Genomic DNA, 24066 nt, shown 5'->3' on the forward strand with positions numbered 1-24066 from the left:
CTATAGAACAAAATCTACACCATAAAATATTTAGGTATGCTGACTAAAAAACAGTATCGTTTCATTTAGCACTTGATTTCGTACTGCATCTTTTTCCATAAGCAGCTCATGGCGAGCTTCTCCAATAACTTTTAGCTCACACTGTCCCGCTTCCGCCATAAAACGATAATGCGCTTGGTTATCAACGATGGTGTCACTACTCGCTTGGAGCAATAACACGGGTACTTCAATTTTATCCGCCTCACGCACGCAATGATTTGCCGCTTCTACAGCTTGCCATAACCAACGGGAACTTACTCCCCCCAAACGTAGTTCAGGATGCTGTTGATACAAGCAGTTCCCCCACGCATACCTTACCGCACTTTGCGACTGATCATTTTGCTTGAATGGCATTTCCACATAAGGTTTTTGCCCCATCGCATAGCGTGGTTTAGTTTGGCGCTGTTCTATAAACTTAACCAGTGATGCCGCTACCCTTTTCACCATTATCGGCATTTGAATACCAAACATGGGGGCGTTTAGTACAGCTGCGTTAAAAGCCGGATTAAAGCGCTCAAGGTACAAAGTCGCAATCGCTCCTCCCATAGAATGAGCCAGCAGATAACGTTGCTGATAGTTTTCTAATTGAACAATATCAGTCACGAAGGTGTGTAGATCCATGACATAATTATCAAAGTTAGTCACATGCCCTAATTCAGAGTCTGGTGTTAAACGACCAGACGCCCCTTGCCCACGATGATCCAGTGCATAAATATCAAACCCTTGTCGGCTTAATTCATAAAACAGTTCCTGATATTTCCAGAAAGTCTCGTTACGCCCGTTAACCACCACAATACAGGCACGATTTTCGGAGTGAGTAATACTGGTCCAACGAATAGGTATCCCGTCGACACCAGCAAACTCCCCCTGTATACGTTGCTGCCACATCTGATGAATTTCATTTTCCATTAACTGGGTAAAAACCGCTTCATTGGTAACAAGTTCCAACTTACATACTGAATTCATCACTAATTACCTGCTATGCATAAATCTGGTCTTCATGTTTTTCTCAGTAAACTCATTCGCCTCAGTGAAGGCATTATTTACAGTATTCATGGTGTCGAGTGAAAAATGGCGACCAATGGTATTAAAGAAATACCGGCCAGAGTGATAACCCTTTTTATAATCAGTCTCTAGTGCCTTCAAGTCACTGCCAATAAGTTTAGATTTCAAGTTAGTACGAGGATGGATCTCATAGATAGTGGCGTCATCTGGCGGACTATTAAGAAAGTCCTGAGTCTTGCGATAATTATCCTCGTGCTCCAAAAGCATTGAAATCATATTCGCAGCTTTTGTTCTTCCTAGTACACGTTTAATACTCGCCATCCAACAATGGTCAAAGTGCTGCTCTATTGGCACGGTACGAATCACAACGATATGACGAAAGCCGCGGTTATAGGCTTCTTGCACTGGTATTGGTGCGTACAATCCACCATCAACCCAATGTTCATTTTTTGAATATATAGGCTGACGATTTAATCCAGGGATGGCACACGATGCTTTAAGCGAGGACTTCCAGTCATCAATAGCAAGATCGAAATATGATGCCTGATGACAATCAATACTGCTTGCCGTTGCCAGTACGGTACGATGGCGCATATTTTCACGGCCTTGCTGCCAATCCAACTCAAGTTTGGTTTGGGTCTGTTCAATTAGCCAATCAAGGTTCAGCCCCTCACGACCAGAAATATATCGATAAATATCAAAAAAATGTGGGGTCGTCGTTGCTTCAGTAATCACACGATATGCATGCCGCTGTTGGCCACAAATATAAGAAGCAAGATTAAGCGAGCCAGAAGATGTACCGACTAATAGCGAAAATGGATTAAATTCAGCTTCTAAGAATGCATCAAGCACCCCGGCAGTAAAAATACCTCGCTGGCCACCACCTTCAGTGACCAGTGCGACTTTTGCAATATCTTGGCAGTCAACAGACAACCCCTCGACATTATGCACTGCGTATGAAATGTGTTTTCCGGCCATACGCCTTCCCCTAACCGTTAGCGATGTAATACTGAAAAAATACCTCACACTTTCGGTAAATTAAATTTAAATATACTGCACACACATTTAAGAAAAACTTAACCTTGATGGTTGTAGCCCTATCATATTTGATGTACTGACAAGTGGCAGAGAAGCCAGACCTGTACTGGCGCACCAGCGGGACTCATTCGGCGAAGGGCGAACTCAGAATCAACGCATACAAAAAAGCCCCAGCATTTATGCTGAGGCTTCGTTGCAGTGGCGGAACGGCTGGGCTGGCATTCCAGCGGGACTCATTCGACCGAAGGGCGAACTCAGAATCAACGCATACAAAAAAGCCCCAGCATTTCTGCTGAGGCTTCGTTGTAGTGGCGGAGCGGACGGGACTCGAACCCGCGACCCCCGGCGTGACAGGCCGGTATTCTAACCAACTGAACTACCGCTCCAATTCTTTGCCAAGCTCGGTAACTAACCCGGCTTGTAGAATGTGGTGGATACGCTCTGGGTATGGAGGATTTGAACCCTCGTTCCCAGATGCAAAGCAGCCAGTATAACTACTGACCCTTAGAATGTGGCGGAGAGATAGGGATTTGAACCCTAGGAGGGTCGCCCCTCGCCTGATTTCAAGTCAGGTGCTTTCGGCCACTCAGCCATCTCTCCGTAATTGCGGTGAATAATACGATTTTCATTTTTCGCTGTAAAGTCTTATTTCTTATAAAACCCACAACAGAACAAACATCTACCTGCACGCGCAATAAATCGACTACTTACAGTGCTAGTATTCTGATTTAAAAGATTTTTGATAACGGTATTTATAACATTTAATGAGCAATTCTTTTTTTGTGATCAATATCTATTTAGTAACCGTTTCTTATGATCATTTTTATGTTCTTATTAGGCAGGGATACTATTTCTTAGAGTATGTGACACGATGTTAAGTAAGTTCAGCGCGACGCTATTATATAGCGCCATCTTTCTGTCTTCTGTGCCAGCTTCGCTTGCAAAGCCGCAGCCTAACGATATTTTAACCTGCTCGGCTACACCGTTAACGTCTGGCTGGCAGCGCCTTAATGAACAATGTGATATCGGTACTGGGCTATGGGGGAGAGATCCGCAACAGCATCAGGGCAGCTTTTGGCTTCAGTGTAATTACAGCCAAGCCATACCAGCAAAAAAATTCTCGTCTTCCATTACAGGTACTTTTCCTGCGAGCAGTTACTTGATTAATGATGGGAACAAATACCGCTGCTTAATTGGGCCGTTTAATAATCATACTCAAGCAGAAAGTGCGAAAGTAAAACTTGCAAACATCGACGTTAAGAGCACGTTTATTAGGCAAACCCAGCGGCCAATCGTTGTAGAAGCTAGTGCTAAGCAACTAGCGCCTATTTTGCAAGCCGCTGCTGAAGAAGAACAAAGTCCCACAACAAAAACTGTTCCGGTGAGTAAGCAAACACTGATTGAAGAGCGTGTTGTCTTAGACTCCGCCATTTATTCATTTACATTTAATAATATTAAATATTATCAGCCTAAAAATATTCAATCAGACAAAACGCTTCCGCCCGCCTTTGTAAAAGAAAACGAGCAATATTGGTCACGAACCAATATTCAGAGTGCTGGCCAATGGTGTGAACGATTTGGTTTAAGGTTACCAACCTATGACGAGCTTAAACACCTACAAACATATGGCCAACGATTTCTCCTAAGGAACCACTGGCCTATCACCAACAGCTATTGGTCAGATACGATTAACCCATACACAGGTGAAATCAAAACATTAAACTTACGTAACGGTAAGTACGACGAATACCGCCCATTAGCATTACTTTATACGGCATGCGTCGCAGAAAATAGTTAGCTCCTCCCTAAATCCTAAAGACTCAGTTATGCACGATGATGTGACCTTCGTCGTGCATATAAAACACACTTACCCTCCCTCAAATCGAACGTTATAAAATTGTTAACTAGAAGTATTTCAAAGTGTTTCTATACTTTTATCAAACCAAAATAAAAGTAAGCCATTTGGTTTATGCCTTTTAAAGATTTTTCCTCTTTGATTTAGGAACGACAGGACGTAGCTATGAACCAACCCATTTCATATACCCTCGCTGTTTCATCTCTTGTTCTTGCACTCTCTGGTTGTGGTGAGAGTGGCAGCAGTCAAGACAAAGAAATGATCCAATCATTACAGTCAAAAATCGAGTCATTAGAACAGCAACTTGCAAGTGCAGGAACATCCGTTTCGACTGAGCTATCAGGTGACACAGTTGCACTAGAAGAAAAAATCGCCAAACTAGAAAAACAACTCTCTGCAGGTGGCTCTACGGCAGATACCCTCGCTAAAGTTAAAAATCAAGGTTATGTTCAATGTGGTGTTAGTACGGGCTTACCTGGTTTTTCTAACCCTAATGAGAAAGGCGAATGGGAAGGTCTCGATGTCGAATTTTGCCAAGCAGTCGCTGCTGCAACGTTAGGCGACAAATCAAAAGTGAAATACATTCCTCTTACGGCAAAAGAGCGTTTTACTGCACTTCAATCGGGTGAAATTGATGTGCTTTCTCGTAATACGACATGGACACTTCACCGTGACACGGCCTTGGGTATCAACTTTGCTGGCGTTAACTACTACGACGGTCAAGGCTTTATGATCAACAAAGATCTCAAGGTTGAAAGTGCGACTGAGCTTGATGGCGCATCTATCTGTGTGCAATCAGGCACCACAACCGAGCTAAATCTTGCTGATTATTTCCGCTACCGAGAAATGAAATATAACCCTGTTGTTTTTGACACGGCAGCACAAACCGTTAAAGGGTTTGAAGCTGGCCGATGTGATGCCCTTACAACCGACCAATCAGGGCTTTATGCCTTACGCCTTAACTTGCAAGATCCATCAATGGCCATCGTGTTGCCTGAAATCATATCAAAAGAACCATTAGGCCCCGTTGTACGACAAGGTGATGATCAATGGTTCAATATAGTGAAATGGACGCACAACACCATGTTACATGCTGAAGAACTTGGTGTGTCTTCGCATAATGTTGATGACATGAAAAAATCGAATGACCCTAATATTCGCCGCCTTATCGGTGAAGATGGCCCGAAAGGCAAAGGGCTGGGTCTGAATGATGACTGGGGTTACCAAATCCTTAAGCAGGTTGGCAACTACGGCGAGAGCTTCGAACGCACCGTTGGCATGAGCTCTCCTCTGGAGATAAAGCGTGGTGTGAATGCTTTATGGGTTGATGGTGGCCTGCAATACGCCCCACCTATTCGTTAGCGGTTAACACCGTATCTTGCGGGGAGCTATGTTCCCCGCAATCTCATTTAAATCAATTTGCTTAACCCCACAACAGGATGTGATGTTTTGTCTGCAAAGAAAGCAAACCTCTTGTATAACCCTCTTTTTCGCTCAATTATTTTTCAAGCCATTGCCGTTTTTATCTTATTTTTTTTCGTCTACACCATCGTCGGCAATGCACTAACAAACCTTGAGCAACGAGGCATCGCAACAGGGCTCGACTTTTTATCGCAAGAAGCAGGGTTTGGAATAGGCTTAACGCTCATCGACTATGATGAGACATTTAGCTATGGCCGAACATTTTTTGTCGGCTTACTGAATACTGCACTGGTCTCTGTACTCGGGGTGATACTCGCAACCATTATTGGTTTCGTCGTCGGTATCGCACGCCTTTCTTCCAATTGGCTAGTCAGCCGTTGCGCTGCTGTTTACATTGAAATTTTTCGGAACATTCCTTTACTGCTGCAAATTTTCTTTTGGTATTTTGCCGTGTTGCAGGCGCTTCCCTCTCCACGCAGTAGCATGGCGATTGGTGACGGTTTATTTTTGAATGTGCGTGGCCTATATTTTGCCAAACCTATTTTCGAACCGGGTGCGGGGTGGATTACCGTCGCGATAATGACGGCCATCATACTTTCGGTTATCTACACCCTATATGCAAAACGGCAACAGCAGCTAAGCGGGAAGCAATACCCTATCCTCTTATTTTCTCTTTCCCTTATCGTGTGCTTGCCACTGTTGAGTTTTTTCCTTACCGGACAACCCATACACCTTGAATACCCAGAACTGAAAGGCTTTAATTTTCAAGGTGGCATTGGGATTATTCCTGAACTGGCCGCCTTGCTAATGGCCTTAAGTATCTATACCGCTTCATTTATTGCCGAGATAGTCCGTTCAGGCATCAACGCTGTCAGCCACGGCCAAACCGAAGCAGCCTTATCGCTTGGGTTACCTGAAGGGAAAACGCTACGCCTAATTGTTATCCCACAAGCCTTAAGAATTATCATTCCTCCCCTCACAAGCCAGTACCTTAATTTAACCAAAAATTCGTCACTTGCTATGGCGATTGGTTACCCTGACCTCGTCTCGGTTTTTGCTGGCACAACATTAAATCAAACAGGGCAGGCAATAGAGATAATCGCGATGACAATGGCGGTTTACTTAAGCCTTAGCCTGTTTACCTCAATGCTGATGAACATCTATAACAAAAAGGTGGCTCTCATTGAACGATGATAAAAGTACCAATCAGCGAAAGCACGTTTTTCAACCGGATCAAGCACCACCAGCCAGTAGTATTGGTGTTATAAACTGGCTGAAACATAACCTTTTTTCTAACGCGTTTAATACCATTGTGACATTTGTTTTGGGTTATTACGCTATTACGACAATTTGGAGTATCACTGAATGGGCTTTTATTAATGCAGACTGGGTAGGAACAACTCGTGATGCTTGCTCGCGTGAAGGGGCTTGCTGGGTCTTTATCAAGGTACGATTTGAACAATTCATGTTCGGTTTTTACCCTCAAGATGAACTTTGGCGCCCGCAATTGTTTTATTTTACCCTTGCTCTCTTTTTGCCGCTTATCGCCTATGAAAAAACACCGGGCAGAAAATGGATATGGCTCTTTTTCGTTAATATTTATCCCTTCCTCATTGCAGCACTACTCTATGGGGGGATATGGGGGCTATCTATTGTTGAAACCCACTTATGGGGCGGTTTACTCGTTACGTTGGTCATCGCGATCGTCGGTATTGTCGTTTCCCTGCCCATAGGTATTGTGTTAGCCCTCGGCCGACGATCTGAAATGCCGATTATTCGTAGTTTATCTACCGTTTATATTGAAATATGGCGAGGGGTGCCGCTCATCACAGTACTTTTCATGGCATCAGTGATGTTGCCCTTATTTCTTAATGCCGAAGCAGAGACCGATAAACTTTTTAGAGCACTAATTGGTGTCGTGTTATTTAGTGCCGCCTACATGGCCGAGGTCGTCCGGGGGGGACTTCAAGCAATACCTCAAGGACAGTATGAAGCAGCTGATGCATTAGGCTTAACTTATTGGAAAAAAATGTATCTTATTGTTTTACCGCAAGCTTTAAAAATCACAATTCCTTCTATTGTTAACACCTTCATAGGCCTATTCAAAGATACAAGCTTAGTACTGATTATTGGTATGTTTGATGTACTTGGCATTGGCCAAGCCGCGAATACCGATCCGAAATGGCTGGGATTTGCCACTGAAAGCTATGTGTTTGTTGCCTTGGTCTTTTGGGTATTTTGCTTTGGCATGTCGCGCTATAGCATTTTCTTAGAGAGAAAACTTCATACGGGTCACAAACGTTGATGCCACCGAATGGCTTAGAGTAAGGAGCTTTATCATGACAAAATCGACACAAGCTATGATCACGATGGATGACGTCAACAAATGGTACGGACAATTCCATGTCCTTAAAAATATCAATCTAACAGTGAATAAAGGTGAGAAAATTGTAATTTGTGGACCATCAGGGTCTGGTAAATCAACGTTAATTCGCTGTATTAATCGGCTGGAAGAGCACCAAAAAGGCAATATTATTGTTGCAGGTAACGAACTCACCAGTGATCTAAAAAATATAGAACTAGTACGAAAAGAAGTTGGCATGTGCTTTCAGCACTTTAATCTTTTTCCTCATTTAACGGTATTAGAAAATTGCACGCTTGCACCCATTTGGGTAAAAAAACTGCCGAAAAAAGAAGCCTCTGAGATTGCTATGCAATATTTGGAGCGTGTTAAAATTCCAGAACAAGCCAATAAATACCCCGGACAATTATCAGGTGGCCAACAACAGAGAGTCGCTATTGCTCGCTCTCTGTGCATGACACCACAAATAATGCTATTTGATGAGCCAACCTCGGCGCTTGATCCTGAAATGGTCAGAGAGGTACTTGATGTCATGGTCGAATTAGCCAACGAGGGGATGACTATGATCTGCGTAACGCATGAGATGGGATTTGCCCGCCAAGTTGCGGATAGGGTTATCTTCATGGACATGGGGGAAATTATTGAAGAAAACTCACCGCAGGCCTTCTTCGATAATCCAGAGTCTGACCGTACACAATTATTTTTAAATCAGATCCTTCACTAAAACAGAAGCGAGGCCTAACCCCGCTTCTATTAAATATTAAGCACTTACGGTTTGATTCACTTTGTATCTCATCAGTTTCGCTATAAAGATCACAGCCAGCACAGGTAACAGCCAGCTCATGTGCGAGTTATAAAGCGGGAATATCGACGTCCACTCACCTTCAGGCATCATGCCCAAAATATTCAACGTATCAACACCACCAAAAAGAGCGGCAACACCGACAGCAATACTATGCCACTTGGACTTTGGTAATGTCGCATTAATTACAATCAGCGTAACCGCAATTGGACATAAGATTAAAATGACCGGAAGGCTCAGTTCTATGATTGTCTCTAGACCAACATTCGACACGACAGCAGTTAGTGCGATGATAATGATAGAGGTAGTCCGCATAGGCATACCAAACGTATGATTGTAATATTCGCTGTTTGCATTTGTAAGGCCTACAACCGTACTTAGACAAGTCACAATAGTAAGTACCGCGAGTAGTAATTGCCCTACAGTACCAAATTCACCTGCCGCATATAGCGTTAAAATCTCACCACCATTCGTCGCATTGATAGCAACATCTGAAGACGTTGATCCTAAGTACCCCATCGACACATAACAAATAGACATTAACACCGCATAAATTACCGCAACCCAGTTACTGTATTTTGATATATCGGAAGGCTTCGTGACCCCTTTACTGCGAATAGTACGAATAATCACCCACCCAAATGCCACCGAAGCAACACCATCCAGTGTCATATAACCTTGAATAACGCCATTCACCCCAGCTTGATCTTTAAATACACCGACTGCCTCTGTCGTTGTGCCAAGCGGATTTAAAAGAGCCGCAATAACCAGTGTTGATAACATAACAATCATCGCTGGTGTCATGATCTTACCGATGTAATCAACCATCTTGCCGGGCTTTAAGGCAAACATCAGAGATACAACGCAGAATGAAATGGAAAATAGAAAGAGATGATCGTCATAGACAAAAGGTTTAATGCCCATTTCATACGCGACGGTAACAGCACGGGGTAATACAAATGCCGGTCCCAGTGTTGTTAATGTTGCTACCCAAAAGGTACGGTCCATCCAACGCGGTAATCCTGCCGTTAATTCATGCATTGATGGCAGTTTACCTAATACAACAAGCGAGAGTGTTGGGATACCGACAGCTGTAACCAGAAAACCAGCGATTGCAATCAGCCAATTTTCACCGGCTTGCTGTGCCATCAGTGGAGGAAATATAAGATTACCTGCACCAAGAAATAGTGCAAATGTCATAAAGCCGATGGCAATGAGTTCAGTTTTTTTCAATGTGCTAGCCTTGTTTTAGTCAGCTAGCTATAGATAGGAAGTGTTGTAGGTTCTCAATCCGCCAGCTTTGCTGACGAAATGAATAAATGTCAGCGTAGGTTGATAATGACCACGACGACATTGACGACAGAACAGATTTTTTTCATATTTTCACAACACATTGTTCTATCCTCGGATTAAGTAATGGACTTAACTTAGATGTATTTAACACCAATGTATATAGCCACTTTGCTGACTGTTGTTTTATTAAGCAAGCAAAAGAAAGTCCGCGATAAAGCGGACTTGATTCTTACTGCATACTTGAGCTAAATGCGATTAGCGAACCACTTAAGTTCGTTTTCGATGGCTGGCTAATTTCAATCATAAAATCTGCCATTTCATTTGGATCAACAAAACCATTTGGTGCCACTTCAGGCATTACCTTTCGGTTAACAGGCGTATTAATTACAGTCGGCAATACAGCATTCACTTTAATACCATACTCGTAGCCTTCAGCTGCCATACTTTCAACCATGCCATTTAACGCCATTTTTGAAACCATATATGGCCCGAACCCCGCTTGGATATTCCTGATGGTATCTCGTGCAGACACAAACACCATTGCGCCACCTTTTTGAAGCTTCATCGCTTTATACACTTCACGGCCAAATACAAATGCAGTAAGAAAGTTGGCTTCATATAACTCAGCTACTTTACGTACTTCAATCGTTTCCCAGTGTTCCCAAGTAAACACGCCAGAGCAATGATAGTGAGCATCGATAGTGCCAAGAATATCTAATGTTTGCTGAAGCAGTTGCTTACTTTCCAGTTCATCCGCTAAATTGCCTAACAGAACAGTTAGCTTGCCGTTGTATTTTGCTTCTAGCGCTTCAACACGTTCTTCATCACCTTTGCGGCCATAGGCAACGACCCTTGTACCTGATGCGATAAGCTTTTCGATAATAATTTGGGCGGTAACAGAAAATGCTGCAGCGACCGTCGCTGTTTTTAGCTGGTTATCAATCATAGTGTTGTCTTTATTTCGTGAATATTGAACAACACGATAATGCGATCATAAAAAGCAAACCATATATCCAGCTGCATAACTGTTTTGCTTTATAAGCAAAAATTAGAGGGTAATGAGCGGTTTTCGTGATCAAAAACAGCGTCACAAAGCACGTAATTCACCCTTTGTTACATGTTTGTCCTTATGAGCATTTATCCCCTTGGCTATAATGGAGTTACAGACGTTATAGCCATAATCGGTAGCTTATTGTTTTACTTGCTTAAACAAGTCAGGATTTACCCGACTTGTGAACTTGTTGCTGACTTGATACTCTGCTGTAACTGTAAACAGTTTTCGTCATTAGAGGTTAATCCTGTATGTATACATCTGATACCATTGTAAGTAGGAGTATCCCTACTAACAAAGTTTTACGTAACACGTATTTTCTACTATCGCTAACGCTTGTATGGTCTGCCGTTGTCGCAGGTTTGTCGATGGCGATGAACATGCCTCACCCAGGCTTGATCATTACATTGGTTGGCTTCTACGGTTTAATGTTCCTAACAGAAAAGAACCGTGATAGTGGTCTAGGTATTGTCTTTACCTTCGCTCTAACGGGTTTCATGGGTTACACCCTTGGGCCAATTTTGAACATGTACATTGGCGCTGGTATGGGTCAAGCTATTGTTCCTGCTCTTGGTGGTACAGCACTGACCTTCATGGCCTGTTCTGCATACGCATTAACTACTAAGCGTGATCTATCGTTCCTTAACGGTATGATCCTTGCTGGTTTCGTTGCGATTATCGTTGCTGTTGTAGCAAATATCTTCCTACAGATGCCAATGCTATCTCTTGCCATTAGCGGCATGTTTGTTCTGTTCTCGTCTGCAGCTATCCTGCTTACAACACAGAACATTATTCGTGGCGGTGAAACTAACTACATCTCTGCGACAGTGACGCTGTACGTTTCTATTTACAACCTATTCCTAAGCCTGCTTCAAATTCTAGGTATCATGGGTAATAACGATTAATCATTAATCGTCGTAAATACTAACGAATAAAAAAAGCGCCGAAAGGCGCTTTTTTACTATTGGATTTTTGTATCAGGTACTTGCAGCCTTGTTCAATAGTCACTATTCTTTGCCCGTTCCAAATACCGAGGCTTATCATGCTTGAACTCAACGGCAAACAAATAGATACCGATGCACATGGCTATCTAAAAAATATTGATGATTGGTCAGAAGGGCTTGTTCCTCTCCTCGCAGAAGAAGAAGCAATCACCCTGACGGAAGCACATTGGGAAGTCGTTCACTTCGTGCGTGACTTTTATAAAGAGTTTAATACCTCACCAGCCATACGCATGCTCGTCAAAGCCATGGCTAAAAAATATGGTGAAGAAAAAGGTAACTCTCGTTATCTCTATAAACTCTTTCCGAAAGGGCCTGCTAAGCAAGCAACAAAGCTTGCTGGTTTGCCTAAACCCGTGAAGTGTATTTAATCATCGATAAGGGGCGAGCAGCTTAGGCTCGCCTTTATATCTCTAACATACCTAACGCATGTCACATTATCTCAAAACCATCGATGTGCCGCCACGATACTTCTTCTGCTACAACACTATCCACTCTTGATGTTTTAGGGCCAGCATTCAGCCAATGTAATAATTGTGCCACCTGCTCTTCATGACCACACAACAATACTTCCACGCTCCCATCCGGTAAATTTTTTGCGTACCCGGCTAATCCATACTTCAAACCTTCATGAGCGGTATGAAACCGAAAGCCCACCCCTTGTACCATGCCCGTAATCAGTGCTTTTACGCAAATATCCGACATATGTCTCCTTGAGGATTCTATAGATTCCCAGATGAATAATTTAATTAGCCGTTAAGTTTCGCTAATTTCAACATACATTCCATTTTAGTCGACACTGCCCATAGGCAACGTATTGAAATCACGACATAGCAGTTACAAACAACCGCCAATATTCTTTCAGATCACCAAGCTAGTGCTTCTATATTGTTATATATATCACTTATCGATATTGGTAATCGGTGCATCACAGAACTCGTTGCCTTGCAGGGGCTATTTCTAGGGTTTACGCTATTTCACTGGCTCTAAGGTATCAATTTCAACGGCATTGTACTCTGAGGCCGTGTATATCCACTGATTAGTTGCTTTTCCGCGGTATCAACAACATAATACGCGACCATTCCTACATCCATACTGGGCATGTCATGACAGCTGCAATATATCTGGTTAAAGGCCGTGAAAAATCTCTTCGCCGCCGCCACCCTTGGGTTTTCTCTCGTGGTATTCAACGCATTGAGGGTAAGCCCTCTCTTGGCGAAACCGTCGATGTTTTCGATAATAAGGGTGAATGGTTAGCACGTGGTGCCTTTTCACCGCAATCTCAGATCCGCGTTCGAGTATGGACTTTTGAACGTAACGAAGCGATTGATGTTGATTTCTTTGTAAAACGTCTAAAAGCAGCCCAAGGCTTACGCGATATTCTCGCGGCACGTGATGGTTTAACAGGCTACCGCCTTATCGCGGCTGAGTCTGATGGTCTTCCTGGTATCACAATCGATCGCTACCAAGACTTTTTAGTATGCCAACTTTTAAGCGCAGGTGCTGAAGTACAAAAAGACGCACTTATCGAAGCCCTAAATATTTGCTACCCAGAGTGTAGTGTTTATGAACGTTCTGATGTCTCAGTTCGTAAAAAAGAAGGCCTTAAGCAACGTACTGGCGTACTTTCTGGTGAAGAGCCACCGAAGTTTGTCACTATTGAAGAAAATGGCGTTAAAATTAATGTCGATATCGTTGGTGGTCACAAAACAGGCTTCTACCTTGATCAGCGTGATAGCCGTGAAGCCGCAGTAAAATACGTTGATGGAAAACGTGTCCTAAACTGCTTCAGCTACACCGGCGGCTTTGGCCTTTACGCGCTTAAAGGGAATGCAAGTAAAGTTGTTAACGTTGACGTTTCTCAACCTGCGCTTGATACCGCACGCATGAATGCTGAAATGAACGGCTACCCGATCGAAAATGCTGAATTTTTGAATGCAGATGTATTCAAGCTTCTACGTGAATACCGTGAGCGTGGCGAGAAATTTGATGTCGTGATCATGGATCCACCGAAATTCGCTGAAAGTAAATCTCAGCTTGTCGGTGCTTGTCGTGGATACAAAGACATCAACATGTTGGCGATGCAAATTCTGAATCCGGGTGGCACGCTACTAACTTACTCATGCTCTGGCCTTATGGACAATAACCTGTTCCAAAAGATCATCGCAGATGCAGCATTAGATGCACACCGTGAAGTACAGTTTATTGAGCGATTCAGCCAAGCTGCCGATCACCCGCTAGACAGTGCTTACCCTGAAGGTTTCTACCTAAAAGGCTTCGCTTGTTACGTTAAATAACGACAAACAAGCAACCAAAAAAACCAGCTTTATGCTGGTTTTTTTATGCCTGAAAGCAGTCTATTTGGTAATGTGACTACATCAGCATTGCGGCAACAGAGCCAAATAATGTCATCACAAATAGAAACCATTTCAACGTTTCAGGTTTCGCACTTATGGCAAACTTCACGGCAATGTGTGAGCCAACCATCGTACCCGCTGCAAGTATGAGCCCAGGAGCCCATAGTACTAGCCCCTCAAAGATAAATATCCCTAAAGCAACAGCGGTAAACACCAGTGTGCACAGCATCTTCAGGGCGTTCGCTTTAACGAGGTCATATCGCAATGTACCCGCCAAAGCTGCAATCAATACAAAGCCAACACCGGCTTGGACAAAGCCGCCGTAAAATCCGGCGATGCCTAACCCCCACCATGAACTTGGAGTATCTCGTACCTTTCTAGGCTCTGTCCCTAACGAAGGCGCAATAACTGACGGCTTTAGTAAAATCACTAATGCCATAGTTAGCATTGTGCCAAGCAGTAACGGCTTTATCCAATCAGAAGGGGCATAAGCCGCACCAACGGCCCCTAACAGCCCACCAATAATTGTCGGCACCATGATAGGGCCAGTATCAGTACTATCTAGCTTCCCATGCCGCTTGAACCCTATTAAGCCCGTTAGTCCTTGAACCACTACACCCACCCTATTGGTGGCATTTGCCACTTCAGCGGGCATCCCCATTACCATCAGCGCTGGCAATGTTAAATTCGAACCTCCCCCCGCTAAAGTGTTAATGATTCCTGCTAGGAAACCCGTTACAACCAGCATTACTATATGCAGTAATGTTATATCCATTGAGATCATTCCTTGATTCTATAATGTGGCTAGGCGAATAAATTCTACTTTGTTATTATTACGTTCATTTCGATAGTCGCTATGATTCAGCCTATGTTCAGGTAAAAAGCGCCAGACTGCTGTGATTACAATTTGAAACAGTCTGTTTGTCATAATCATATTTTTCAAGGAACACCTATGAAACTTCGCACTGCGCTAATTGCAATGACAGCATGCAGCCTTAGCTTCCCTTCTTTTGCTGATGTAAAGCTTGAGCTACCTTTTCCCGCTGAGCTGGTACTGATTAACGGCACTGAAGCTGATGGCAACGACACTCAAACACTAAAGAACGGTGAAAACCAAGTCGCTTTCCGCTACCAAGGTACTTTCCGTGAAAATGGTGATGATCAAATCTTCAAATCTGATGTCATTATCATGAAGTTTAATGAAGCTGATGAAACCTTAAAGTTAGAGTTCCCTAAGCTACGATCCGCTCAAGATACACGCAAGTTTAATAAATCGCCTAACTTTATGCTGATTAATAGCAACGGTGAAAATATCAGCTTCGAGCAAGATAAACTGATAAAACATGGCTTACAATTTGGTCGTGACTACGAAGCTGAGATTGCAGCCTACAACCAATCAGGTAAAGTCGCGGCAGTCGCTTCTGCAGCAACGATTTCAACTTTACCTGCAGTTACTGCAACGCCAACCCAACTTCCAGCAGCAACGTCACCAGCTAAAACAGCTGAAAACGCATCTCAAACCAGAAATGTATCAGAGAATATGCTGAACTACTGGTATGAACAAGCTGATGAAGCGACACGCCAACGTTTCAAAGCTAAAATTAATGCCGAATAAGCATTAAGTAAGAGCCGTATGCTGAAGTGACCCCGTTAAATTGGACATTTTAGTTAAGCGGCTCTTTAATTTATCGAATTGCCAGAGAAAGAATATACCTAATTAGTATCACTAGCTAACGATAAAAGTTTCGGTTCTTACCTCTTGTAGCATCTGCCGGTAAAGCCTCGGCAATAGCCCTGCTGACAAACGCCCTTTCTCAACCAAGCGCTCTAAAACCTGCCAATCGGCTTTTTCATATGCAATGACCATATCCATATAATGCTTTAAATTACTTTCTTTTCCTTGTAAGGCCAATTTAATATCACGATGAATTTTCATCGTATCAATCGCTTCTTCCATATCAAGGCCTAACATCTCAGGTAAGTTTGAAAATAACCCCGTTAAAAAAGCCTTATCTGCAATGGAGCGGTTACAGCCTGAATTGATGGCTATTAGCTCGCAAAAGCGTGCTCGACTTACTGATTGTTGGTAAATATCTTCTGGTCGAGTCACTGTTAGCTCTTGTGTCGTAAGAAGAGAAACAAACTTTCTCATCTTGTTTTCACCCATAAAGCAAACTGCTTGTTTAATTGAGTAAATATTACCTTTTCGTCCATGCATGACTGAATTTAGAAAATGAAGTAGTTTATGCGTAAGCTTTGCATCTGCGGCTAAGATATCGGTAAGTTCGGCATAGCAATAATCTTCAGCCATTACATGTTGAAATAGGGTTAGTAGCGCACCTTCATGCAACTTGTTAGAACGTGTTTCAACTACGTTTTGTTTAGAGAAGATATCGCCTTTATAAAAATCAGCTTTACAGTTCCGATAGTACTCAAACTCTTCATCTGAAGTAATATGCTCGATAATTACACGTAAGTTATGTGATTTTGCTTTCAAGGTTAGCTGCTCAATAGTAGCCATATCTTGACTCTTCGCACTCACCTTCACATGACTGCAAAATTTTAAAAACCTTTCATTTCCCGGCAGTAAGGCCTTATCGTTAATTATGATCGAATAACCAAGTTTATGGCCCGCCTTCAATAACACCAAAAGTTCATCATCGAGACGTTCGCTTTCATTAACCTCTATGACTAAGCCATGAGATGAGAAGAAGTAATTAAACAAGCGTTGAAGAGCGACACGTTGAAAAGAAATAATAAGTGTCTTACTTTCAGCATATTGGTTTAACCCTGAACGGTTTATCAGCTCATTGAGTTTTCTAGGATCTGATTGATCGTCAAATATTGTTATAGGTATTGTTTGAAGTGCTGGTTTTTCACTGTTCCAAAAGCTAATTTGAAAAGCAACTTTGTTTTTTCTGGCATTGTATATTGGTTGGCGTACAGCTGAGTATTCCATGATTAATCCGCTAGTGGTTCCGACCACTTAGCTATTTCCCTTTCGTCGTCATCCATGAAGTGAGCTTGTGACCAATAAGAAACATCCTATCTATCTACCGATTTATACAAACAGTTCTTACCTAAGTCAAACCTGTGATCCTCGTTCCATCCTTTTTACTTATAACAATGTCACTTCCATCACATTTACAGATGTATTTTTACTGGCAAATTTATCGTTAACAGCTCGGCAACTTTGTTCTCGGTGCAAAACAACACGAGCAATGTTACATATCATTAACATTTTTTTGCGAGTTATTTTGGAAATAAGAATAAAAGTCGATGCTAATAGCAGCATGTTGCCTATAGTTGGTTCACGGCAAAACAAAAGATATTGAATGCCGATTTACGTCAATACAATTTTTAATATCAATAACTTAAGGATGAATAATGAACCATTCGAAACAAGGAAAGGCGTTTAGCCGAGCATTTAAGCTCAGCACTCTCGCTGTTTCATGCCTCACGGCATTCAATGTTCAGGCTGCAATGGACTGCAGCACAGTCGATCAATGGAGCAGCACTGCGTCATACTCTGGTGGTGCTCAGGTTCAGGAGTCGAACAAAGTCTACCAAGCGAATTGGTGGAGCCAAGGCAATAACCCAAGTACGAATTCTGGTTCATTCCAAGAATGGTCGTTCGTTGATGATTGCTCAACAGGTGTTGTCAATCAGCCACCTGTTGTATCAATCACGTCACCGGCCGGTACCGACCAAATCCTTACCGGCGATATTCTTACCATTTCTGCAGATGCGACTGATACCGATGGCAGTATTGCCAGTGTTTCGTTCTACGTAGGTTCATCACTCATCACATCTGTAACGACAGCACCTTTTGCCGTCAATTGGCCAGCAGAAAGTGGCCAACACACCCTAAAAGTCGTCGCAACTGATGACCAAGGTGCAACTACTGAATCCTCTCTGTCTATTTCAGTGCAAGATATAGCCAATAACTTACCCAATGTTGATCTTTCATTATCAACATCGACCATTGAGCTTGGCGGTGCAGTCAACTTAACCTCTTCAGCTTCAGACAGTGACGGTCAAATAGATAAAGTTGATTTCTTCGCAAATGGCAGCTTAGTCGGCACAGCTGCCACTGCTCCCTATACTTTGACTTATACCCCGACACAAGCAGGTAGTATTAACGTTTACGCTCGTGCCACCGATAATCTTGGTGGAACCTCTGATTCAGCCATTATTACGCTAACTGTAAACGGTGGAGTAACGACCCAGACCTGTCGTCCCGATGGGCTATACCAAACTGAAGGGGTCAACGTACCTTACTGTACAACGTATGATGAGCAAGGCCGTGAACTCATGGGGGCAGATCACCCTCGCCGTGTTATCGGTTACTTCACAAGTTGGCGTGCTGGTGACGACCCACAGGCTCAGTACTTAGTCAGTGACATCCCGTGGGAGCAACTGACCCATATCAACTACGCATTCGTCAGTATCGGTACTGATGGTAAAGTCAATGTTGGTGATGTTACCGACCCAACTAACCCAGCAGTGGGTATGGAATGGAACGGTGTTGAAGTCGATCCTGCGCTTGGCTTCAAGGGCCACTTCGGGGCACTTGCCACAGCAAAAGCTAAACACGACGTTAAGACATTAATCTCTATTGGTGGCTGGGCAGAAACTGGCGGACACTTCGGACCAAATGGCGACCGTATTGCTGACGGTGGCTTCTACACCATGACAACCAATGCTGACGGTAGTATCAATCACGCAGGTATTCAGACATTTGCTGACTCCGCTGTTGAAATGATGCGTAAGTATAAGTTTGATGGCTTAGATATTGACTATGAATATCCAACATCCATGGCGGGTGCTGGTAACCCTGATGACAAGGCATTTATGGAGCCACGTCGCCCTCACCTATGGGCATCGTATCAGGTACTGATGAAGGTCTTGCGTGAGAAGCTAGATAGCGCATCTGCTACAGATGGTATTCACTACATGCTAACGATTGCCGCACCGTCATCTGGCTATCTACTACGTGGTATGGAAACATTTGATGTCACCCAGTATCTTGATTACGTCAATATCATGTCTTATGACTTGCATGGTGCTTGGAATGACCACGTCGGTCACAATGCCGCCTTGTACGACACAGGTAAAGATTCTGAACTAGCACAATGGAATGTATACGGCACAGCAGCCTACGGTGGTATTGGTTACCTCAATACTGACTGGGCTTACCACTATTTCCGCGGTTCAATGCCAGCAGGACGAATTAACATTGGTGTTCCTTATTACACCCGTGGCTGGCAAGGCGTAACTGGGGGTGAAAACGGCCTTTGGGGACGTGCTGCCCTGCCAAACCAAGCCGATTGTGCTCCGGGCACAGGTGAAGGTGAGAAGAATAACTGTGGCCATGGTGCTGTTGGTATTGACAACATGTGGCATGACAAAAACTCGCTAGGGCAAGAAATGGGCGCAGGCTCAAACCCTATGTGGCACGTTATGAACCTTGCTCAAGGCATTTTCGGCAGTTATACCTCAGCCTATGGTTTAGATCCTGTTAACGATCCACAAGACAAGCTTGTAGGTAGCTATACACGTCATTACGATGATGTAGCTGTTGCACCATGGCTTTGGAACGCAGAGAAACAAGTCTTCCTGTCAACCGAAGATAAAGCCTCTATCAATGTAAAAGCTGATTACGTTATCGATAAAGAAATCGGCGGTATCATGTTCTGGGAACTTGCAGGGGACTATAGCTGTTACGTACTTGATGCAAACGGCAATCGTACCGCTTCAATCGATGCGACAGAGAACGCATGTAAGACAGGTAATGGTGAGTACCATATGGGTAACACTATGACCAAAGCAATATATGACAAGTTCAAATCCGCGACACCTTATGGTAATAAAGTGGCTACAGGAGCCATCCCAACAGAAGCGCTTGATATAACTGTTTCTGTCGGAGGCTTTAAAGTCGGTGACCAAAATTACCCAATAAACCCGAAAGTTACCTTTACCAACAACACTGGACAAGAGATCCCTGGGGGAACTGAGTTCCAGTTTGATATACCTGTTTCTGCACCTGATAACGCGAAAGATCAATCTGGTGGCGGGCTAACAGTAATATCTTCAGGGCATACTCGTGCAAATAATGTTGGTGGTTTAGATGGTCCAATGCACCGTGCAGCCTTTAGCCTTCCTAGCTGGAAGAGCCTACCAGCTGGCGGCACATATGAACTTGATATGGTTTACTACCTACCAATTTCAGGCCCTGCGAACTATAGCGTCAACATTAATGGTAAAGACTACGCCTTTAAGTTCGAACAACCTGATCTGCCACTAGGTGATATTGCCGCTGGTGGTGGAAATAATGGCGGCGGTAATAACGGTGGCGGCGATAATGGTGGTTCATGTGATACTGCTGGCCTAAGTACTTACCCTGACTTGCCGCAGACCGACTGGGCAGGTAATCCAAGCCACGCCAATCAAGGCGATAAGGTCATTCACAATGGCGTGGTTTATCAGGCAAATTGGTGGACAAGCTCTACACCTGGTAGTGATGGTAGCTGGGCAACAGTGTGTAATATCTAACTCTCATCATTAAAACACCAAAGCGCAGGCTATTTCCTGCGCTTTTTCCATTTCATTGGTTAGCTATCAGAACATTACATATAGGTTGCGATCACTTTAAAGCTACTACATAACCTATACAATATTAAATTAAATGCACACTCCTAGCTAACATCACTTTCTAAGTCAGATTAAAACGAGATATTGTGCTCATTTTTCAACCAAACAGTTTAAAGACTGATAATTCAATATTTACAAAATGTTTCTAACTTTTTGTGCTTAACAAACAGTTAATTATAGTCATCGAATTCAAGTAAAATCACAATTTAGCATTTAGGGAATACGATTAGGATTAATTAGGATATAAAAAAACAATTCATTTTAATTATCTGTAATAGAAGATTTTTTAATCAAATATATAAAATAAAACCTGATTTTTTTGTCTTGCCCTGTTGCTACCCTACCTTTCCCAAATAATAAAAGACTCCAAATTTTATGATAGAGTCACCCCACTATCGTCATAGACCACACAATTAATAGTTTTACACGGACAATGAAAAAAATACTTCACCTTATTTTATTGGCAATGATTGCCCTTCCGATTCACGTATCTGCAAGTGTTGTAAGCACCCAATCTTATACAAAGGAATCAAACCCAGACATCATCATTAAGCATGTATATAAAGAAGCTAAACTAGAAGGAATTATTAATTATCAAGTATTTAAAGATGGCTATAATGCCTACTTTGAAACTGAAGGCCGTCAAAAGCAACTTCTAACCATTATTGATTACGGAAGACCGTCAACAAAAGAACGTTTTTTTGTAATAGACCTAAAGCGTAACAAACTGGTTTATAAGACATTTGTATCGCATGGCGTTAATAGTGGTGGAAAACAGGCGACAAGCTTTTCGAACACTGTTGACTCACGTCAAACCTCTCTTGGTACGTTCCTGACAGATACAACCTACTATGGTGGTAATGGTTACTCTTTACGCTTAGATGGTTTAACCCATGGTGTGAATGACAACGCCCGTCGTCGTTACATCGTTATTCATGGTGCTGAATACGCAACGAAATCATTTATTAAACGTAATGGTTATTTAGGCCGAAGTTGGGGTTGCCCAGCTTTACCAACAGAACTATCTAGAGAAATTATTGATATGATTAAAGGTGGAAGTGTTATTTACGCAACAGCTTAAACTTAAATTAACAATTATCATTATAAAACAGTGATATAAATATTATCACTGTTTTTTCTTTTTCAATTCCAAGTAAAATCCATTTCCAGTTCACAGTAAATAACCGTAAATGGAGACATCTCCAAGTGTTACGACCCTTTTCTATATCAAGCATATTCAACTAATTTAAAATGGCGTTAGTCAAGGTACACAACTAATAAGTCGGCCTCTACGGCATTTGCCAGCTTCGGGATAGATGAGAATAGACGACTCATAAACTTATGATGGTGGCCGCAAACAACTAAATCGACATCCATTTTTTTAACTATTGTAGATAGTTTTATATGGAGATCGCCGATAACGACTAAGGTTTCTTCAACCGGATAATCACTCTGATCAGCCAGTGTTTGTAACTCTTGTTGTAATGTCTGCTCTTCTTTTCGAGCCAAAACCACCCTATCAACATCTACAAAAACAAATGAGAGTTTGCAATTAGTACCTGTAGCTAATGAGATCGCTTTATCAATAACTGTCTGGCTGGATTCAGATAAATCAACCGCCACTAATATGTGCTTATAGCTCATCACTTCTCATCCAATTCGTTGCCATATGCTTACCTTAACTCTAGCATCGGAGAGGCACACTCTAATCCAGAAACCAAGAAAAACCATAAAGTATGCGGCTTGACTCTCAATCAAATAGAGGACATAACCCTTACGTTTTAATTGCTACATGGCTTTAGCGGCGACATCAATATGTACTTAGTTCGGATTGGATGACAGTTTTTGCGACACGATGAATGAAAACAATTGGGAGTAAAAGGAAGCTGTCAGAAACGCTTTCATAGAGGCGTTATATTACCTTAAATGGCCTTTGGCATCAGAACCATAAGACACAAAAAACCCCTGCATTAGCAAGGGTTTAGTTTTAAAGCATCGCTAAGTTAAGCAATTGCTTGTGCTGGTGTAATGAATGGGATTTCCAATGCTTCAGACACTTCTTCGCAAGTCACTTGACCACGGTAGACATTAAGACCATTTAGAAGGTGCTTATCTTCTTGAAGAGCAGCTTTATAGCCTTTATTGGCCAACTTAAGAATGTAAGGCAAAGTCACGTTATTCAGTGCAAAAGTAGAAGTGCGAGCAACAGCACCAGGCATATTTGCTACACAGTAGTGCACAACATCGTCAACGATGTAAGTTGGATCACTATGCGTTGTTGCATGCGATGTTTCAACACAACCACCCTGATCAATAGCCACATCGACAATCGCAGCACCAGGCTTCATCTTCTTGATCATTTCAGCAGTAACTAGCTTCGGTGCAGCAGCACCAGCGACTAAAACACCACCAATCACAAGGTCGGCTTCAAGCACATGCTTCTCGATTGCATCTTTCGTTGAGAATACGCACTGTACATCGCCACCAAACTGGGCATCAAGGTTACGTAGAACATCAATGTTGCGGTCCAGAACAACAACATTTGCACGCATACCAACAGCCATTTGCGCAGCGTTAGCACCAACAACACCACCACCAATAATAACCACTTTCGCAGGCTCAACGCCAGGAACGCCAGCAAGCAGCATACCACGTCCACCTCTTGATTTTTCAAGAGCGAAAGCACCAGCTTGGATCGACATGCGACCAGCTACTTCAGACATTGGGGCTAGAAGAGGTAGACGACCATGGTCATCAGTTACCGTTTCATATGCAATACAAACAGCTTTACTGTTGATTAAGTCATGAGTTTGCTCTGGATCCGGCGCAAGGTGCAGATAAGTGAATAGAATCTGGCCTTCACGTAGCATTGCACGCTCAACCGATTGTGGCTCTTTCACTTTTACAATCATTTCAGATTCGGCAAATACAGCTTCTGCTGTAGGCAGGATCTGAGCACCTGCATCGATGTAATCTTGATCACTAAAGCCAATACCAACACCTGCATTCGTTTCGACATACACACTATGACCATGTGCAACTGCTTCGTTAACGGATGCTGGAACCATACCTACACGGTATTCATGAACTTTAATTTCCTTAGGTACACCAATAATCATCTTTGTATCCTTGCTGCCTTGTTTAGAAGTTATATACACAATAATGAAAAAAGATTGGAATGTGTGAC

20 protein-coding genes and 2 tRNA genes are annotated in these 24066 nt (G+C 42.8%); 11 read left to right on the forward strand and 11 right to left on the reverse strand.

Features of this window, described 5'->3' with window-relative positions; all coding sequences use genetic code 11:
• Nucleotides 1-30: 30 nt before the first annotated feature.
• From L4D78_RS08115 to L4D78_RS08130, 4 genes are all read right to left on the reverse strand, one after another.
• Nucleotides 31-1005: an alpha/beta fold hydrolase gene (locus tag L4D78_RS08115; RefSeq protein ID WP_428466442.1), complete on the reverse strand. Its 975-nt coding sequence runs from the start codon at nucleotides 1003-1005 to the stop codon at nucleotides 31-33.
• A gap of 6 nt (nucleotides 1006-1011) precedes the next feature.
• Entirely contained in the window at nucleotides 1012-2022 is a 1011-nt protein-coding gene (locus L4D78_RS08120) for a patatin-like phospholipase family protein (RefSeq protein WP_428466443.1), read from the reverse strand.
• Nucleotides 2023-2391: 369 nt separating this feature from the next.
• Nucleotides 2392-2468, reverse strand: a tRNA-Asp gene (locus L4D78_RS08125).
• 126 nt (nucleotides 2469-2594) lie between these two features.
• Nucleotides 2595-2682 (reverse strand) — tRNA-Ser (locus L4D78_RS08130).
• Nucleotides 2683-2953: 271 nt separating this feature from the next.
• On the opposite strand from L4D78_RS08130, the gene L4D78_RS08135 reads away from it, so the two are divergent.
• The 5 genes from L4D78_RS08135 to L4D78_RS08155 all read left to right on the forward strand — a co-directional run bounded on the left by L4D78_RS08135 (nucleotide 2954) and on the right by L4D78_RS08155 (nucleotide 8445).
• On the forward strand, nucleotides 2954-3880 hold the full coding sequence (locus L4D78_RS08135) for an SPOR domain-containing protein (protein ID WP_428466444.1): 927 nt from the start codon (nucleotides 2954-2956) through the stop codon (nucleotides 3878-3880).
• 222 nt (nucleotides 3881-4102) lie between these two features.
• Entirely contained in the window at nucleotides 4103-5299 is a 1197-nt protein-coding gene (locus L4D78_RS08140) for an amino acid ABC transporter substrate-binding protein (RefSeq protein ID WP_428466445.1), read from the forward strand.
• A gap of 87 nt (nucleotides 5300-5386) precedes the next feature.
• Complete coding sequence (locus L4D78_RS08145) at nucleotides 5387-6553, forward strand: amino acid ABC transporter permease (protein WP_428466446.1); 1167 nt, start codon at nucleotides 5387-5389, stop codon at nucleotides 6551-6553.
• Nucleotides 6543-7664 carry an amino acid ABC transporter permease gene (locus tag L4D78_RS08150; RefSeq protein WP_428466447.1) on the forward strand — a complete coding sequence of 374 codons (1122 nt, stop codon included), beginning with the start codon at nucleotides 6543-6545 and terminating at the stop codon, nucleotides 7662-7664. The genes L4D78_RS08145 and L4D78_RS08150 overlap by 11 nt, the downstream gene beginning before the upstream one ends.
• Nucleotides 7665-7698: 34 nt before the next feature.
• Complete coding sequence (locus L4D78_RS08155) at nucleotides 7699-8445, forward strand: amino acid ABC transporter ATP-binding protein (protein ID WP_428466448.1); 747 nt, start codon at nucleotides 7699-7701, stop codon at nucleotides 8443-8445.
• A gap of 36 nt (nucleotides 8446-8481) precedes the next feature.
• On the opposite strand, the gene brnQ is transcribed toward L4D78_RS08155, so the two are convergent.
• Together brnQ and L4D78_RS08165 are read right to left on the reverse strand one after the other, a co-directional pair.
• Complete coding sequence (brnQ, locus tag L4D78_RS08160) at nucleotides 8482-9756, reverse strand: branched-chain amino acid transport system II carrier protein (RefSeq protein ID WP_428466449.1); 1275 nt, start codon at nucleotides 9754-9756, stop codon at nucleotides 8482-8484.
• Between the two features lie 289 nt (nucleotides 9757-10045).
• A complete protein-coding gene (locus tag L4D78_RS08165; protein WP_428466450.1) occupies nucleotides 10046-10762 on the reverse strand; it encodes an SDR family oxidoreductase in 717 nt (238 codons plus the stop codon).
• 356 nt (nucleotides 10763-11118) lie between these two features.
• Between L4D78_RS08165 and L4D78_RS08170 the strand changes: the two genes are divergently transcribed.
• Both L4D78_RS08170 and tusE read left to right on the forward strand, forming a co-directional pair.
• On the forward strand, nucleotides 11119-11772 hold the full coding sequence (locus L4D78_RS08170; RefSeq protein WP_428466451.1) for a Bax inhibitor-1/YccA family protein: 654 nt from the start codon (nucleotides 11119-11121) through the stop codon (nucleotides 11770-11772).
• A 137-nt stretch (nucleotides 11773-11909) separates the two neighbouring features.
• Entirely contained in the window at nucleotides 11910-12239 is a 330-nt protein-coding gene (gene tusE / locus L4D78_RS08175) for a sulfurtransferase TusE (protein WP_428466452.1), read from the forward strand.
• Between the two features lie 61 nt (nucleotides 12240-12300).
• On the opposite strand, the gene yccX is transcribed toward tusE, so the two are convergent.
• Nucleotides 12301-12573: an acylphosphatase gene (gene yccX / locus L4D78_RS08180; RefSeq protein WP_428466453.1), complete on the reverse strand. Its 273-nt coding sequence runs from the start codon at nucleotides 12571-12573 to the stop codon at nucleotides 12301-12303.
• 401 nt (nucleotides 12574-12974) lie between these two features.
• Between yccX and L4D78_RS08185 the strand changes: the two genes are divergently transcribed.
• Nucleotides 12975-14165, forward strand: a complete 1191-nt coding sequence (locus L4D78_RS08185) for a class I SAM-dependent methyltransferase (RefSeq protein WP_428466454.1) — start codon at nucleotides 12975-12977, stop codon at nucleotides 14163-14165.
• Nucleotides 14166-14241: 76 nt separating this feature from the next.
• Here the strand turns inward: L4D78_RS08185 and L4D78_RS08190 are convergent, their stop codons facing one another.
• Nucleotides 14242-15000 carry a sulfite exporter TauE/SafE family protein gene (locus L4D78_RS08190; protein ID WP_428466455.1) on the reverse strand — a complete coding sequence of 253 codons (759 nt, stop codon included), beginning with the start codon at nucleotides 14998-15000 and terminating at the stop codon, nucleotides 14242-14244.
• Between the two features lie 177 nt (nucleotides 15001-15177).
• On the opposite strand from L4D78_RS08190, the gene L4D78_RS08195 reads away from it, so the two are divergent.
• Entirely contained in the window at nucleotides 15178-15840 is a 663-nt protein-coding gene (locus L4D78_RS08195) for a YccT family protein (RefSeq protein WP_428466456.1), read from the forward strand.
• Between the two features lie 111 nt (nucleotides 15841-15951).
• Here L4D78_RS08195 and L4D78_RS08200 read toward each other — a convergent pair whose 3' ends face one another.
• Nucleotides 15952-17184, reverse strand: a complete 1233-nt coding sequence (locus L4D78_RS08200) for an EAL and HDOD domain-containing protein (RefSeq protein ID WP_428466457.1) — start codon at nucleotides 17182-17184, stop codon at nucleotides 15952-15954.
• Between the two features lie 428 nt (nucleotides 17185-17612).
• Here L4D78_RS08200 and L4D78_RS08205 point away from each other — a divergent pair, with 428 nt between their 5' ends.
• Together L4D78_RS08205 and L4D78_RS08210 are read left to right on the forward strand one after the other, a co-directional pair.
• Nucleotides 17613-20780, forward strand: a complete 3168-nt coding sequence (locus L4D78_RS08205) for a chitinase C-terminal domain-containing protein (protein ID WP_428466458.1) — start codon at nucleotides 17613-17615, stop codon at nucleotides 20778-20780.
• Nucleotides 20781-21312: 532 nt separating this feature from the next.
• Nucleotides 21313-21960 carry a murein L,D-transpeptidase catalytic domain family protein gene (locus L4D78_RS08210; protein WP_428466459.1) on the forward strand — a complete coding sequence of 216 codons (648 nt, stop codon included), beginning with the start codon at nucleotides 21313-21315 and terminating at the stop codon, nucleotides 21958-21960.
• Between the two features lie 176 nt (nucleotides 21961-22136).
• Here the strand turns inward: L4D78_RS08210 and L4D78_RS08215 are convergent, their stop codons facing one another.
• Together L4D78_RS08215 and ald are read right to left on the reverse strand one after the other, a co-directional pair.
• Nucleotides 22137-22523 carry a universal stress protein gene (locus L4D78_RS08215; protein ID WP_428466460.1) on the reverse strand — a complete coding sequence of 129 codons (387 nt, stop codon included), beginning with the start codon at nucleotides 22521-22523 and terminating at the stop codon, nucleotides 22137-22139.
• Between the two features lie 359 nt (nucleotides 22524-22882).
• On the reverse strand, nucleotides 22883-23998 hold the full coding sequence (gene ald, locus L4D78_RS08220; protein ID WP_428466461.1) for an alanine dehydrogenase: 1116 nt from the start codon (nucleotides 23996-23998) through the stop codon (nucleotides 22883-22885).
• Between the last annotated feature and the right edge of the window lie 68 nt (nucleotides 23999-24066).

The sequence above is a fragment of the Photobacterium minamisatsumaniensis genome (genome assembly GCF_050336695.1).
GTDB classification, from domain to species: Bacteria; Pseudomonadota; Gammaproteobacteria; order Enterobacterales; family Vibrionaceae; genus Photobacterium; species Photobacterium minamisatsumaniensis.